The organism is Tateyamaria omphalii (assembly GCF_019802125.1).
Taxonomy (GTDB): domain Bacteria; phylum Pseudomonadota; class Alphaproteobacteria; order Rhodobacterales; family Rhodobacteraceae; genus Tateyamaria; species Tateyamaria omphalii_B.
Genome location: NZ_JAHVHT010000002.1, coordinates 254,311 through 268,594 on the forward strand (window position 1 = coordinate 254,311; position 14,284 = coordinate 268,594).

At 58.7% G+C, this 14,284-nt stretch carries 13 protein-coding genes; 3 read left to right on the forward strand and 10 right to left on the reverse strand.

Annotated elements, in window-relative coordinates:
- Window positions 1-4: 4 nt before the first annotated feature.
- The 7 genes from KUV51_RS10220 to KUV51_RS10250 all read right to left on the reverse strand — a co-directional run bounded on the left by KUV51_RS10220 (window position 5) and on the right by KUV51_RS10250 (window position 8,610).
- Window positions 5-772: an ion transporter gene (locus tag KUV51_RS10220; RefSeq protein ID WP_222521532.1), complete on the reverse strand. Its 768-nt coding sequence runs from the start codon at window positions 770-772 to the stop codon at window positions 5-7.
- 12 nt (window positions 773-784) lie between these two features.
- Complete coding sequence (locus tag KUV51_RS10225) at window positions 785-2,014, reverse strand: class I SAM-dependent RNA methyltransferase (protein ID WP_222521533.1); 1,230 nt, start codon at window positions 2,012-2,014, stop codon at window positions 785-787.
- A gap of 39 nt (window positions 2,015-2,053) precedes the next feature.
- Entirely contained in the window at window positions 2,054-3,886 is a 1,833-nt protein-coding gene (locus KUV51_RS10230) for an ABC transporter ATP-binding protein (protein WP_222521534.1), read from the reverse strand.
- Window positions 3,883-5,724 carry an ABC transporter ATP-binding protein gene (locus tag KUV51_RS10235; protein WP_222521535.1) on the reverse strand — a complete coding sequence of 614 codons (1,842 nt, stop codon included), beginning with the start codon at window positions 5,722-5,724 and terminating at the stop codon, window positions 3,883-3,885. Before KUV51_RS10235 ends, KUV51_RS10230 begins: the two co-directional genes overlap by 4 nt.
- A 162-nt stretch (window positions 5,725-5,886) precedes the next feature.
- The gene (locus tag KUV51_RS10240; protein WP_222521536.1) at window positions 5,887-7,059 is read right to left on the reverse strand and encodes a CCA tRNA nucleotidyltransferase; all 1,173 of its coding nucleotides are present in this window, start codon (window positions 7,057-7,059) and stop codon (window positions 5,887-5,889) included.
- Window positions 7,032-7,631 (reverse strand): CoA pyrophosphatase, encoded by a 600-nt coding sequence (locus KUV51_RS10245; RefSeq protein ID WP_315898814.1) that lies wholly within the window; start codon window positions 7,629-7,631, stop codon window positions 7,032-7,034. The genes KUV51_RS10240 and KUV51_RS10245 overlap by 28 nt, the downstream gene beginning before the upstream one ends.
- Window positions 7,624-8,610, reverse strand: coding sequence for an Hsp33 family molecular chaperone HslO (locus tag KUV51_RS10250; protein ID WP_222521538.1), 987 nt, complete (start codon window positions 8,608-8,610; stop codon window positions 7,624-7,626). Before KUV51_RS10250 ends, KUV51_RS10245 begins: the two co-directional genes overlap by 8 nt.
- A gap of 76 nt (window positions 8,611-8,686) precedes the next feature.
- On the opposite strand from KUV51_RS10250, the gene KUV51_RS10255 reads away from it, so the two are divergent.
- On the forward strand, window positions 8,687-9,124 hold the full coding sequence (locus KUV51_RS10255) for an NUDIX hydrolase (RefSeq protein ID WP_222521539.1): 438 nt from the start codon (window positions 8,687-8,689) through the stop codon (window positions 9,122-9,124).
- On the opposite strand, the gene KUV51_RS10260 is transcribed toward KUV51_RS10255, so the two are convergent.
- A complete protein-coding gene (locus KUV51_RS10260) occupies window positions 9,112-10,386 on the reverse strand; it encodes a PP2C family protein-serine/threonine phosphatase (RefSeq protein WP_222521540.1) in 1,275 nt (424 codons plus the stop codon). The genes KUV51_RS10255 and KUV51_RS10260 overlap by 13 nt on opposite strands.
- Before the next feature lie 149 nt (window positions 10,387-10,535).
- On the opposite strand from KUV51_RS10260, the gene KUV51_RS10265 reads away from it, so the two are divergent.
- Window positions 10,536-10,868 (forward strand): Hpt domain-containing protein, encoded by a 333-nt coding sequence (locus KUV51_RS10265; RefSeq protein WP_222521541.1) that lies wholly within the window; start codon window positions 10,536-10,538, stop codon window positions 10,866-10,868.
- On the opposite strand, the gene ilvA is transcribed toward KUV51_RS10265, so the two are convergent.
- A complete protein-coding gene (ilvA, locus tag KUV51_RS10270; RefSeq protein ID WP_222521542.1) occupies window positions 10,865-12,091 on the reverse strand; it encodes a threonine ammonia-lyase IlvA in 1,227 nt (408 codons plus the stop codon). The two genes, KUV51_RS10265 and ilvA, sit on opposite strands and share 4 nt — an antisense overlap.
- A 117-nt stretch (window positions 12,092-12,208) precedes the next feature.
- Between ilvA and KUV51_RS10275 the strand changes: the two genes are divergently transcribed.
- A complete protein-coding gene (locus KUV51_RS10275) occupies window positions 12,209-13,426 on the forward strand; it encodes an argininosuccinate synthase (RefSeq protein WP_222521543.1) in 1,218 nt (405 codons plus the stop codon).
- On the opposite strand, the gene KUV51_RS10280 is transcribed toward KUV51_RS10275, so the two are convergent.
- Window positions 13,419-14,123, reverse strand: coding sequence for an HAD family hydrolase (locus KUV51_RS10280; protein ID WP_261385766.1), 705 nt, complete (start codon window positions 14,121-14,123; stop codon window positions 13,419-13,421). The two genes, KUV51_RS10275 and KUV51_RS10280, sit on opposite strands and share 8 nt — an antisense overlap.
- Window positions 14,124-14,284 lie beyond the last annotated feature (161 nt).

The following is a 14,284-nucleotide window of genomic DNA, read 5'->3' on the forward strand; positions in this document are numbered from 1 at the left end:
GTGATCACTTGTCCCTCATCCTAGCTTCGATCGCATCAAGGCGCTTCAAAACTTCGTCCCGGTAGCTGTCGGTCGCCGCATTCGATTCCTCGGCGTGCGCGTCCTGCATCGAATTCACAATCAAACCGACCAGCAGGTTCACCACAGCAAAGGTGGTCATCATGATGAACGGCACAAAGAACAGCCAGGCGTAGGGGTACACCTCCATCACCGGGCGGACGATACCCATGGACCATGATTCGAGGGTCATGATCTGAAAGAGCGAATATGCGCTGCGGCCCAGATCGCCGAACCACTCGGGAAAACTGCTTGCGAACAGTTTGGTGGACATCACGGCACCGATGTAAAAAATCAGCGCCATCAAAAGGAAAACGCTGCCCATACCGGGCAAAGCCGTCACGAACCCCTCAACCACGCGACGCAGGCTTGGCGCCACTGAAATCACCCGCAATACCCGCAGGATCCGTAGCGCGCGCAGGACAGATAGACCGCCCGTACTTGGCATAAGAGCGATACCTACGATCACGAAGTCGAAGACATTCCAGCCGTTGCGGAAGAACCGACCACGATAGGCGATGAGCTTGAGGATGATCTCAACGGTAAAGATCCCCAGACAGATACGATCGATTGCAAGAATGAGGCCACCAGCAATCGACATGGCCGCCTGAGACGTTTCCAGCCCGAGCGTAATCGCATTCAAAATGATGACCGCGATGATCGCATTCGTGACGCGCGGGCTTTCCAGCCATCGGGCAAGGGTGGTCCGGTCCATGTCTCGTCTCCTTCACGCGGCGATATGGGCCAAACGGAAGGCACCGACAAGTTCCACATGGGTGGACCAGCGGAACTGATCAACCGGCTGCACCCAATCCAGCACATATCCGGCATTGCACAAGGTTTCGGCATCGCGCGCAAAGCTCTGCGGATTGCAGGACACATGCGCGATCACAGGCACCTGCGCGCGGGCGAGTTCCGCCATCTGGGCGGCAGCACCCGCACGGGGTGGGTCGATCACGACTGCATCAAATCGGGCAAGTTCATCCGACAAAAGCGGACGCCGAAACAGATCGCGTGCTTCGGTTGTCACACGTTTCAAACCAGCGGCCTGACGCCACCCGGCATCGAGCGCCGTCATCATGTCGGTATCGCCTTCGACCGCATGTACCTCTGCCATTTCCGCCAACGGCAAGGCAAAGGTTCCGCATCCGGCAAAGAGATCAACAACAGATTTTGCCGGACCCACGATGCCGCGCACCAGATCGGTCAGCGTCTGCTGTCCATGTTCCGTGGCTTGTAGAAAGGCGCCGGGGGGCGGCACAACACGCGCTGTGCCCATGGGCTGCGCCGGTGGCTCCCGCATACCGATGAGTTCGTCTTCCCATGTCAGCCGTGCAATACGATGCTGTTCACACAGCGACGCAAGCGCGATCCGCAACTGCCCATCCAACGGCTTCCCGCCTGTCACGGCGAAGTCCAGCCCCGTAGTCGAGTCCGTGACGGTGATGGACAAGGCAGCCTTGCGACTGGCTCCGACAACAGCAAGGTCTTCGCAAATGGGCAAAGCAGTACGGAGCGTTGGGGTGATGAGAATGCAGTTCGGCACCTGCATGATCGTGTCGGACTTCCGCGCATGAAACCCTGCCATCGCACCCTTTTTCGTACGCCGCGCAGCGAAACTCGCACGGCGGCGCGACTGCGATGGTGACGTCAGTGTCGGTCGAATATCAGTCTCTATTCGAACGTTTCGAAGGTAATTCGCCACCACATCATGCTTCCAATCTGCAACCAGATCGTCAGACGCGTGTTGCAACTGACACCCACCACAAGAGCGGAAGTGAGAACAAGGAGGCGACACACGACCCGGCGAAGGTGTATCAATCCGAACATCCATCAGATGCGTGCCATCCAGGGTGCCCGTGACACGCTCGCCAGGCAAAGTCATCGGAGCATAGATGGGCCCGGGCGCGATACCGTCACCCCGCTGTCCCAGTCTGTCAATCGTTACAGTCGTCATACCGAATGGCCTATCGGGATCAGCGGTGACGCAAAAGAGCTATTCCGCGGCCTGCGTGCTGATGAAGCCACCAGACTGTCTCTGCCAATAGCGAGCGTAGAGCCCGCCCTTGGCCAGCAGGGTGTCGTGCGCGCCCTCCTCGACAATACGACCTTCGTCCATAACGATGATACGGTCCATCTCGGTCAGGGTGGATAGGCGGTGGGCGATGGCAAGCACGGTCTTGCCCTCCATCACGCGGGACAGGGCGGATTGTATGGACGCTTCGACTTCGCTGTCGAGCGCGCTTGTTGCTTCATCCAACACGAGGATCGGCGCGTCTTTCAAGATCGCGCGGGCCAAGGCAATCCGCTGCCGTTGACCGCCTGACAGCTTCACACCGCGCTCGCCAAGGTGCGCGTCGTAGCCCTTGCGCCCCTTGTGGTCTTGCAGATCAAGGATGAAATCATGCGCTTCGGCCTTTTGCGCTGCGGCCACCATGTCGGCCTCTGATGCATCAGGACGACCATACAGGATGTTTTCACGGGCAGATCGATTGAACATCGCTGTTTCCTGCGTGACCATCCCTATGTTGTGACGCAGGCTGTCCTGCGTGATGTGGTTGATATCGTGCCCATCTATCAGAACACGCCCACTTTCCCCTTCGTAGAGACGCAAAAGCAGCGAAACGAGGGTCGACTTGCCTGCACCCGATGCACCAACAATCCCAACCTTTTCACCCGGAGCAATGCGTAAGGTGATACCGCTGATCCCACCGGTGTCACGCCCATAGCTGAAGCCGAGATTGTCGAAGACGACCTCACCCGCAACGTCGCCAAGCGCCTTCGCGTCCTCCGCGTCCTGAACACGGTTGCGCGGGGTGAGCGTGCGCATTCCATCCTCGATCTCTCCGACATTCGAGTAGATCGCCATGAGAGTGAAGCTGACCCAGCCCGTCATCTGCGCAATGCGGATGGCAATGGCACCCGACGCAACGATATCGCCCGGCGTTGCAATGCCCTGTCGCCACATCACGATCGTTCCACCCAGCAACAGCACCGGCAACAGCCCAGCCAGAGTCATCAGCGCAAAACGGAACCCGGCAGACAGGATGCCGAAATCCACCGCCGTCTTGCGGAAGTGACCCATTGCGCCCAGCGCGGCCTGATCCTCGTGATCATCGTGTGCAAACAGCTTCACCGTCTTGATGTTCGTGATCGTATCCACGACCTGACCCGACACCATCGCTCGTGCAGCAGCACGAGCAGCAGACCGCTTACGGACACGCGGCAGATACCAGCGGATCAGCGTGAAATAGGCGACAAGCCAAACGGCGAAACCGATAGCAACGCGCCAGTCGATGGCTAACAACAGCAGGATAGACCCAGCCAGTGACGCCAGCGCAAAGGCCACGACATTGATGAACTCCGACACGACATCGGTAACGGCGCGTGCCGCCTGCATCTGCTTTTGTGCGATGCGACCGGCAAAATCGTCATCAAAGAACGTCACCGACTGCCCGAGCGTCCAGCGATGCAGACGCGACAGGACAAGCGGATTCACGTTCGGCTGCACGATGATTGCGTTTGTTGCCGCACTCAGCCCGAACAAGATGGGGCGCGCGACAAGGAAAAATGCGAGGGCACCCACAACAAGCCCAACGTTAGAGACGGAAAAGAATCCATCGGGCCCAAGCTGCACGGTTGCGTCGATCACCATGCCAAGGATGAGCGCGGTGCCCGCTTCCAATGCACCCGCAGCGGCGGAACAGAGCGCGGCAAGCCACAATGCGGGCCAGGACCCCGACAGGCACCACTTCAGGAACGGCCACAAGGATTGCGGCGGCGGCCCTTCTGCCCGCCTGAACGAGTCGATCCAGTCGGAAATCTTCACTCTGCTGCCTCGGTCGCGATGAACCCGCCAGATTGACGCGCCCAGAACTCCGAATATAGGCCGCCCTGCGCCAAAAGCGCGTCGTGCGATCCGTCTTCGGCAATTTTCCCATCATCAAGGACGAGAATGCGATCCATTTGCGCGATAGTGGACAGGCGGTGCGCAATTGCGATCACCGTTTTGCCCTCCATCATCTGGTAGAGCGTGTCCTGAATGGCCGCTTCAACCTCGCTGTCCAAAGCGCTGGTTGCTTCATCCAGAACAAGGATCGGCGCATTCTTGAGGATCACGCGGGCCAGGGTGATCCGCTGCCGCTGACCACCGGACAGCTTCACGCCGCGCTCACCAACCTGGGCATCGTAGCCAGTGCGCCCTTCCGGATCGGCGAGATCCAGGATGAAGTCGTGCGCCTGCGCTTGACGGGCAGCGGCAAGCATTTCTTCCTCGGTCGCATCGGGGCGACCGTACAGGATGTTGTCTCGCACGGAGCGGTGCAGCAGCGAGCTGTCCTGCTGCACCATTCCGATGTTCAGGCGCAGACTGTCCTGCGTGACGGCGGCAATATCCTGTCCATCAATCTCGATCCGGCCGCCCTCGGTATCGTAGAACCGCAAGAGCAGCTTGACCAAGGTCGACTTGCCCGCACCCGAACGTCCGACGACACCTACTTTCTCGCCCGGTTGGATGACGGTCGACACATCCTGCAATCCGCCGCTGCCGCGCCCGTAGTGGTGCGTCAGCCCGCGCAGCGCAATCTCGCCACGCTGCAGATCAAGCGGCTTAGCACCCTTTTGGTCAACGAGTTTGACCGGCTGGGCAATGGTCTCCATCCCTTCGGAAATGATCCCGAGGTTCTGCACCAGCGACGTCATCGCCCACATGATCCAATAGGTCATGTTGTTAAGGCGCAGCGCGATGGTCAGAGCAGCGGCCACCATGCCTTCGGTCGTGAACCCACCGATCCACAGCCAGATGGCAAGCGCACCCATGGACACAATCATGCTTGCGTTCAGGATGGTCAGGCACACATCCATTTTCACGATGATCCGCATCTCTTTCATGAAGGTCTGGCGCGCGTTCTCGATCGCCTCTTTGGCGTAGTCGATTTCGCGGTCGTGGTGCGCGAACATCTTGACCGAATGGATGTTCGAGTAGCTGTCGACAACCCGGCCCGTGATTGCGCTGCGCGCGTCCGAGCTGGCCTTGGCCGCAGGGCCCGCACGGCGGATGACCCAACGCAACAATGCAAGATAGCCCACGATCCAGACAATCAGCGGCAATGCGAGCCAAAGGTCGAAACTGATCAAAAGGATGATCGCGCCAACGACGGACGTGGCAAAGAATGACCCCGCATCAAGCACCTGGAACATCGCCTCGCCCGTGGCGGGCGGTGTTTGCATGATCCGGTTGGTAATTCGACCGGCGAAGTCATCCTCGAACCAGCCAACCGATTGGCGCAGCACGTGCTTGTGTGACCGCCAACGGATCAGTGTGCCAAGGTTGGGCAAAAGGGTGTTGTGCAGCAACGCAACATCGACAAAGGCCAATGAGGTGCGCAGCAGCAGCACCCAAAGCGCGACCAGGGTGAACTCCAAGCCATATTCCGGAATAATCAGTTCCGGCGTGCCCTGCGCAAGCAAATCGACAATACGCGCCACGTACCAGATCAGCAGAATTTCCCCGAAAGCGACCACTGTGCTGAACACGAAGGTGATCACGATGACCCACCGAAACGGCTTCAGGTATTCACGCAGAAAGGGCCACAGTTTGGTCGGCGGCGTATCGGTTTCGGGGTAGGGCTGGTATGGATCGACGAGCGATTCAAAGAACTTGAACATGATGGGTCCGTAAAGGTGTATTGCAATAGGTACATGACGCAGGCCGGGGGCCACGTGCGTCACACAGGACGTTCAGCGACGATCAGGCGTCGTTCCAGATCCTTGGTACCATTGTGCTCTCCATCAGGTTCCTGTGTGACATAGTGTCAGAGGCGCAAAATGTCACGGGGCGAGCAGCACATCTTTGTCCTTCGTCAGGTCCGACGCGAGCCAAAGGTCCTTCAATCGCTTGAGTTCGGCACCCAATTCCGCGCCTGAAAGATGTGGTAAGTCTTTGGCGGAAATTGGAAAAGTAGTATTCGCACCGGTATCGACATCTCTGAGTGCATCGCCATCGACGGGCATGCCTGAATAAGCGGCGTTCAGCAGCACAGCGCCGCGACCCGCCTCCCTACCACCGATGTGTCCAATCACTTTCGGCGTGTCAGCTGACACGGACAGGGTGCGGATCGAATCGAGGTGACGCTGATCGCGACGCGACAAGCGCAACCTCGTGTCGACCGCATCACCGCCCAGCGCCGCAAGACGCGCCATCGGATCGGCAACAGCGCCAGTCACTTGTTCCAAATGCACCAAAGGTCCCAGAAACTCCGATACCGCGCCGGGAAGAAGACGCCCGAGAACACCGGTCTGTTGCATGACGGATATGGCAGGCGTCGGATCGGGCGCGGACAACAGTTTCAGAAACTCGGCCCCGACACGTTCCGCCGACAGTGTTTCAAGTCCATCAAGGTTTTCGGCGATACCCGCCAGCGCGTCTGCATCCCAGCCATTGCCTGAATCCGCGTATTGCGCGGAAAACCGAAAGAAGCGGAGGGTCCGCAAATAGTCCTCGCGGATGCGCTGCCCTGCATCATCAATGAACCGGACGCGCCGCGCGTATGCGTCATCAAGACCGTCCACCGGATCGGAGATGGCACCGTCTGCATCGGCGTATAGTGCATTCATCGTGAAATCGCGGCGCCTCGCATCTTCGTCGAGGGTCTTGGCAAAGGCGACGACGGCGCGTCGCCCGTCCGTGGCAACATCCTTGCGAAAGGTTGTCACTTCGAACGGGTGGCCGCGCACGACCACGGTTACCGTGCCGTGATCAATTCCGGTTGGAACACACCGAAACCCCGCATCCGTACACAGCTTGATCGTTTCATCCGGCGTCGCGTCGGTCGCGATGTCAATGTCCGAGATGGGAACGCCCATGACAGCGTTTCGGACACACCCGCCGACAAAGTAGGCCTGAAAGCCGGAATCTTCAAAAGCTCCGCACAGCTCCTGAGCGGCAGGATCATTCAAAAAAGCCGTGTTAGGGTCTAGTTTCGTGGCAACAGGTCGGTCCATGCCCGCAATATACGCGCGGTTGCGCCCCAGATGTAATAGGGCCCGTAAGGCACGGTATAGTACATACGTTTTTGGCCCCGCCACTGACGGGCCTCAACCACGAAGTTGGCCGATTGCAGGACGTGGGACAGCGGCACACGGAAAACTTCTGACACCTCGCCAGCTTCGGGAATGGCGTCGAAGCGTCCGTTCACAAACGCAACAACGGGCGTCACGGTAAATGACGTCACGGTCTCATGCGGCGCAAACGTGCCAAGCACTTCGACATTGTGGCTTTGCAAACCGATCTCTTCATGCGCCTCGCGCAAGGCGGTAGCGACCAGATCGTTGTCGTTGTCGTCCTGCTTCCCACCCGGAAAGGCGATCTGGCCTGGGTGATGCTTGAGCGCCGAAGAACGCTTGGTAAGGATCAGCTCGTATCCGTTCGGACCCTCGATGATCGGTGCCAGAACAGCAGCAGGGCGCAACTTGCGCCCTTCGGGCAGAAGCACACCCTTGTTCAGGTCGTAGTCAGACGAAGCGGCGCCAGTTTGCGTCAGCGCCGCTCGCGTTTGTTCAAGGAGATCAGGCACCGTCCTGAGTTTCCGCCTCGAACCCGACGGTGGACGGGTCCAGGTCGTAATGCGCTCCGCAAAACTGACAATCTGCGGTGACGCGTCCATCGTCCGTCGTCATCTTCTCGATATCCCGCGCCGAATAGATCGACAGGCTCTGACGCACACGATCCTCGGAACAGGTGCAACCGAAGCGGATCGGCTGGGTGTCGAACACCCGCGGCGTCTCCTCGTGGAACAAGCGAAGCAGCAGGTCATTCGGCGCCAGTTGTGGCCCGATCAGCTCCATCTCTTCGACAGTGTCGAGCAGGATGTTCACCCTGTTCCAGTTTTCGGACTCGTCGCCTTCAAGCAGGTCGCCTGGCCGCAGAACTTCTCCGTTCCCTTCGGACGTCGCAGCAAACGGCGACGCCTTGGGCATGTGCTGCAGCATGACGCCACCAGCGCGCCAATGCTCCGGGCTGCCCGCTTCGGTAGACTTGCCAAAGCTCAGCTGGAAACGGGTCGGCAACTGCTCTGACTGCGCAAAATAAGTCTCTGCACAAGCAGCAAGCGATGCGCCATCCAGCGGCGTGATGCCCTGGTAGGGTGTCATGCCAGTGCCCTGGTCGATCATGATGGCAAAGTAGCCTTCACCAACCTGTTCGAAGGGCGCTCCGTCAGTCAGCCGATCACGGTCAAAACTGGCATAGGCGCGGATGCGCGCGATGTCGCCCTCGTTCTCAGGCCCATAATAGTCTGTCGCGATCATGCGAACAGGACCCTTGGATTGAACTTGCAGCGACAGCTTCCAACGCAGCTTGATCGTCTGGCCGATCAGCGCAGTCAGCAATGCCATCTCGGCAATCAGCGCCTCGACCTGGGGCGGGTAGTCATGTTGTTTCAGGATGCCATCCAACACTCCGTCCAGACGCGCAACGCGCCCGCGGATGTCGGAAGCATCAAGTTGGAAGGGCAGGACGGTGTCGTCCCACGCGAGTTGCGAACCGAGTGTCATTGGGGTTTCCTTTGGTGCCAGTGGTTGGCATATCGCGACTATATAGGATAGCGGGCGGAAACTGAAAGGGGGGCGCATGATCCGGCGTTTCGGCGAACAGCCAGACCCCGGGCGGAGATACAAATCGCGGCCCGGCGCGTATGCGATCCTGCATCGCGGGTCATCCGTCCTGCTGACCTTTCAAAGCCGCCCAGAGCCGGAATTCCAACTGCCAGGCGGCGGTATTGATCCGGGCGAAAGCCCAATCCAGGCACTGCACCGCGAGGTTCACGAGGAAACCGGTTGGCGCATCGGATCGCCGCGTAAACTGGGTGCGTTTCGCCGATTCACATATATGCCGGAATATGATCTGTGGGCTGAAAAGCTGTGCCATGTCTTCGTTGCCCGCCCCGTGATGCGTTTGTGTGAACCGCTTGAACCGGACCACACTGTTGTCTGGATGAACGCGACCACAGCCGCAGACGCCGTTTACAATGATGGCGACCGGTCGTTCCTGCACCGCTACTTCATCTGATCGTCGCCTCGGTATTCGAACAGAATACCGGACACATCGTCGGGGAACGTGGTTTCGCCCGCGAACTCGGTCATGCGCCACAGCAGTGCTTCAAAAAATGCCGGGCCCGAAACATTGGCCAAGTCTTCCATCAGATTTGCAAGGCCCGCCTCCTGGAGCATCTCGCCATCCGTTCCCGGGCATTCCGTCACGCCGTCGGACAAAAGCAAAAGGCGGTCGCCAGGCTCCAACTGCGCTTCGAACTGAGTGAAGGAGATCCCCGACATCAGACCGACAGGGAAACCACCGGGGCCATCCTGTTCAATTGTGCCATCCCGACGCTGGATCGCAGGGTGTGGATGACCGGCCTGCGCCATTCTGACATGACCGGTCGTCAGATCGAGGTCAGCCAGAAGCAGCGTGAAATAGTGCTCGGTCTCCATCTCGTCGAGAACAAGATCATTGAGCGTCTCAATGACCTCTTCGGGTGGCAAGAATGCGTATGTCCCGTCGTCACAACGTGCCAGAGCTACGTTCTGTTCAGGCGCGGCCGCCGAAAGGTAGCCAGCCAACCGCGCGGTCATCAGTGCAGAACTAATCCCGTGACCCGACACGTCGATGGAAAACAGCCCCAGGTGCCCCTGTTGTGCTGGAAAGAAACCGACAAGGTCCCCGCCGACATGCCCACTTGAACGCAACATCAGACTCAGATCGCCGGTATCGAACGACTTGTGGCGTTCACGAACGAGGGATTGCTGAAGTTTCTTAGCCTCAAGCAAATCGCTGTCGAGCGAATCGTAGAGCCGCTGCAATTCATCCAGCGTATCGGTGATCAGTCGGTTCTTTTCAGTTAATTCGCGCTGCATGTGCAGGATACGTTCACCGGCGGCAATACGTGCGCGCAACTCGTTGGCATCAACCGGCTTGGTGACAAAGTCATCCGCCCCCGCCTCAAGTCCCATGGCGACTTCGGCCTTTTCGCTCTTGGACGTCAGAAGAATGAAATAACCATATTGTTCCTGACTGAGCTCGCGAAAGGCGGCGCAGAATTCGAGCCCGTTCATACCGGGCATCACCCAATCGCTGAGGACCAGATCGGGCAACACATCTTCGCAGATCTTGAGCGCCTCCTCTGCCGAGCCGGCCTCATAAACCTCGAATCCCCATCGCTTTACCGAACTGGACAGGATCTTGCGTTGCAGACGGCTGTCGTCGACGATCAGCACACGAAGCGTGGCGTCGGGGACAGAAGCCTCCTCCTGCTGGATCAATTCAACGTTCATCTACCGCGTATTCCAACTGCTTGATCGGTTGATAGGCGCAGCCACTTAACACGCGGTGAAACTGAGGCCCCGATTGCGTAAACCTTTAACAGTCATCGTTCGTTAACTTGACCTGTGCTGAAAAGCGATCAAAGCGATCGGAGACGGCAATGATTGATTGGGAACGTGTCAGCACGCTGCGTGCGGAAATCGGCGAAGAAGATTTCGAAGAGATTGTCCCGATTTTTATCGAAGAGGTGACGGAAATCATCGACAGTTTGCGCGATGGACCGGACCTGTCCCGTTTGGAAGAAGACCTTCATGCGCTCAAGGGCAGCGCTCTCAATCTTGGCTTTACCGAGTTTTCAACGCTCTGCCACAAGGGGGAGGCTTTGTCGGCCAAGGGCAAGGCGGCGGAGGTCGACGTACCCGCGATTCTGGCCAGTTTCGACGCATCCAAAGCCGCATTCACATCTGGCCTGGCCGACGGTCAGGCCGCCTAGATCACAAACTGCGCCAGAGTCTCGTCGTTGGTGATGTCTGTATATGTAAATCCACCGGCGTCCAGCTCTGATAGGAAGCGATCAAAGTTCTCCGGACGCTTCGTTTCGATGCCGATCAGAACAGACCCGAAATTGCGCGCCGACTTCTTGAGGTACTCAAAGCGGGCAATGTCATCATCCGGCCCCAAGATATTCAGAAAATCCTTCAATGCGCCCGGCCGCTGCGGCATCCGCAGGATGAAGTACTTCTTTACACCCGAATAACGCTGCGCACGTTCCTTGACCTCCGGCAGCCGTTCGAAGTCAAAGTTTCCTCCTGATGTGACGCACACGACGGTCTTGCCTTTGATATGATCCGCCACGTCGCGCAGCGCTTCGATGGCGAGCGCACCAGCCGGCTCCAAAACGATCCCTTCAACGTTCAACATGTCGATGATGGTCGTGCAAATGCGATCCTCCGGTATGTCGATGACGCTGGAGGGTTCCGCCGTTTTCAAGCGCTCAAAAGTGCGCGCACCGATGGTAGCGACGGCAGCGCCGTCAACGAATGTATTGATCGGTGACACGTCGACCGGTTTTCCAGCCGCAATTGCATGCGCCAAGGATGGCGCGCCGGTTGGCTCTACGAATGTGTATGTCACGCGATCTTCGAAATAGCTACGCGTGCCCGCAGACAATCCCCCGCCGCCCACAGGCAGAATGATGTGATCGGGCGCTCGGCCCAGTTGGGCTTCGATCTCCACCGCGACAGACGCCTGACCTTCGATGACGTCTTCATCGTCGAACGGTGACAGGAAGTGCGCGCCCGCATCCGCGCAGAACGTCTGCGCAGAGGCCAAAGTGTCGTCAAAATAGTCGCCGGTCAGGCGCACTTCGACGTGATCGCCGCCGAACATCTGGGTCTTCATCACCTTCTGCTGTGGCGTGGTGACTGGCATGAAGATCACACCATGCACACCGAAGTGCTTGCACATGAATGCAACGCCCTGCGCGTGGTTGCCCGCGCTTGCGCAAACAAAAACGGCACCATCTGCCATCACCTTGCGCATCGCATTGAACGCACCGCGCAGCTTGTAGGATCGCACCGGGCTCAGGTCTTCGCGCTTGAGCCAGATGTCGGCCTTGTACCGATCCGACAGCACCTCGTTCCGAAGCAGAGGGGTTGGCGGAAAAACCGCGCGCATGGCCTGTTCCCCAGCCCGCGCATCGTCCTGAAAGCTCATCCATTCACCCCTTTGCGGCAATCCCACTGACCTAGCGGCACCGCCAATACGGGTCAATCTTGCCCCTCTGCGCCAAAACGGCTATCGGCACCCAACTCTTGCAAGGGAAGACAGAAGATGAGCGCACCCAAGAAAGTTGTGCTGGCCTATTCCGGCGGCCTCGACACCTCGATCATCCTGAAATGGCTGCAGACAGAATACGGGTGCGAGGTCGTGACCTTCACCGCCGATCTGGGCCAGGGTGAAGAGCTGGAACCGGCGCGCGCCAAGGCGGAAATGATGGGCGCATCCGCGATCTATATCGAAGACGTCCGCGAAGAGTTCGTGCGCGATTTCGTCTTTCCCATGTTCCGCGCCAATGCCCTGTACGAAGGGTTGTACCTGCTCGGTACGTCCATCGCCCGGCCCCTGATCTCGAAACGTCTTGTTGAAATTGCGGCCGCCGAAGGCGCAGATGCCGTCGCCCACGGTGCAACAGGCAAGGGCAACGATCAGGTCCGCTTTGAACTGGCTGCGTATGCGCTCAACCCCGACATCAAGGTGATTGCACCTTGGCGCGAATGGGACCTGTCCAGCCGGACAAAGCTGATCGACTTTGCAGAGAAAAATCAGATCCCCATCGCCAAAGACAAGCGTGGCGAGGCACCTTTCAGCGTGGACGCCAACCTGCTGCACACGTCATCCGAAGGTAAAGTGCTGGAAGATCCAGCCGAGGACGCGCCAGACTATGTCTACCAGCGCACGGTAAACCCCGAGGATGCGCCGAACACGCCCGAGTATATCGAAGTCGCGTTCGAGAAAGGCGATGCAGTCTCTATCAACGGCGAAAAGATGTCTCCAGCCACGGTTCTGACCAAGCTGAACGAATTGGGCGGCAAGCACGGCATTGGTCGTCTCGACCTGGTCGAAGGGCGCTTTGTCGGCATGAAATCCCGCGGCATCTACGAAACGCCCGGTGGCACGATCCTGCTGGAAGCCCATCGCGGGATCGAACAGATCACGCTGGACCGCGGCGCTGCGCACCTCAAGGACGAGCTGATGCCGCGATATGCCGAGCTGATCTACAACGGGTTTTGGTTCTCGCCCGAGCGCGAGATGCTGCAGGCCCTGATCGACAAAAGCCAGGAGCATGTGACCGGCACCGTCCGCCTGAAACTGTACAAGGGTCTCGCACGCACTGTGGGTCGCTGGTCAGATCACTCGCTGTATTCAGAAGCGCACGTGACCTTCGAAGATGACGCGGGCGCGTATGATCAGAAGGACGCAGCTGGGTTCATCCAGCTGAACGCCCTGCGGCTCAAACTGCTGGCAGCGCGGGACCGTCGGCTCAAGTGATTTTGCGTGCGGCGAGTGCCTCGTAATGGGGCATCGCCGCATCGGCCAATTCAGCGTACCTGCCCTCCAACTCAGGCAAAGGCCCCTCTGCCCCGTCAAACCCGGTCGAGGCATGGATCGCGTTGTACCAGTGCGCGGCCCACACACCATCAGCGGGGTGTCCGCCCGCTGGCCAGGACAGCATTCTTTCGGTCCAAGAGATGCCGACCGTGCTGCAGAGTTTCTGTAACATTCCAGCCGGGTCAGCACGGATGTCGCTGGAGTCCACGACAATACCTCCACCGACCTGATCAAAGATCCGAGCTTGCTGAACAAAACCCAAGTCCTCAAGAACCGGCGCTTCACGCTTGCGGGCATAGCTGGCAACAACCCGCGCCGGGTGACGGATCAGAAATACGTGCGTGACATGGCTCATCCAGTCCGCATTCCAATCGTCGAGCATGTGGTGCGTCATGTGCTTTTGGTAAAAAACAGGCTCTGACACAGGGGAAATCAGCGTTTTGGCAATGCTATCCGGGTCTTGATCCTGCGTTCGCAACACATCCTCCCGCATGGGGTGATCGACGCCCGTTTGTGCAAGGTAGGCGGCGTAGAATGGTTCATCCACTACACGGCAATCACCCCGCGCGGCAAAGCTGTACATCATGGCCGTCGACAGGTTGCGGGGGCCGGACCACATGGCAATGCGTTTCGTCATGGCGCGACGCTACGCGGGTTCAGGCGGACGGTAAACAATCTCACGCTTGCGCGACCTCTCTGTCCTGTGAGTTGAGCGTTTTGTGCATTGCGTTACCTTCGCGGTGACAGAGGAGGCACACCATGACATCCGTTCGCACATTCAAAACCGTCTCGCTTGGC

Coding starts and splice junctions, on each gene's coding strand:
- KUV51_RS10220 (WP_222521532.1), bottom strand. CDS start 772: ATGGACCGGACCACCCTTGCCCGATGGCTGGAAAGCCCGCGCGTCACG.
- KUV51_RS10225 (WP_222521533.1), bottom strand. CDS start 2,014: ATGACGACTGTAACGATTGACAGACTGGGACAGCGGGGTGACGGTATC.
- KUV51_RS10235 (WP_222521535.1), bottom strand. CDS start 5,724: ATGTTCAAGTTCTTTGAATCGCTCGTCGATCCATACCAGCCCTACCCC.
- KUV51_RS10240 (WP_222521536.1), bottom strand. CDS start 7,059: ATGGACCGACCTGTTGCCACGAAACTAGACCCTAACACGGCTTTTTTG.
- KUV51_RS10250 (WP_222521538.1), bottom strand. CDS start 8,610: ATGACACTCGGTTCGCAACTCGCGTGGGACGACACCGTCCTGCCCTTC.
- KUV51_RS10255 (WP_222521539.1), top strand. CDS start 8,687: ATGATCCGGCGTTTCGGCGAACAGCCAGACCCCGGGCGGAGATACAAA.
- KUV51_RS10260 (WP_222521540.1), bottom strand. CDS start 10,386: ATGAACGTTGAATTGATCCAGCAGGAGGAGGCTTCTGTCCCCGACGCC.
- KUV51_RS10265 (WP_222521541.1), top strand. CDS start 10,536: ATGATTGATTGGGAACGTGTCAGCACGCTGCGTGCGGAAATCGGCGAA.
- ilvA (WP_222521542.1), bottom strand. CDS start 12,091: ATGAGCTTTCAGGACGATGCGCGGGCTGGGGAACAGGCCATGCGCGCG.
- KUV51_RS10275 (WP_222521543.1), top strand. CDS start 12,209: ATGAGCGCACCCAAGAAAGTTGTGCTGGCCTATTCCGGCGGCCTCGAC.
- KUV51_RS10280 (WP_261385766.1), bottom strand. CDS start 14,123: ATGACGAAACGCATTGCCATGTGGTCCGGCCCCCGCAACCTGTCGACG.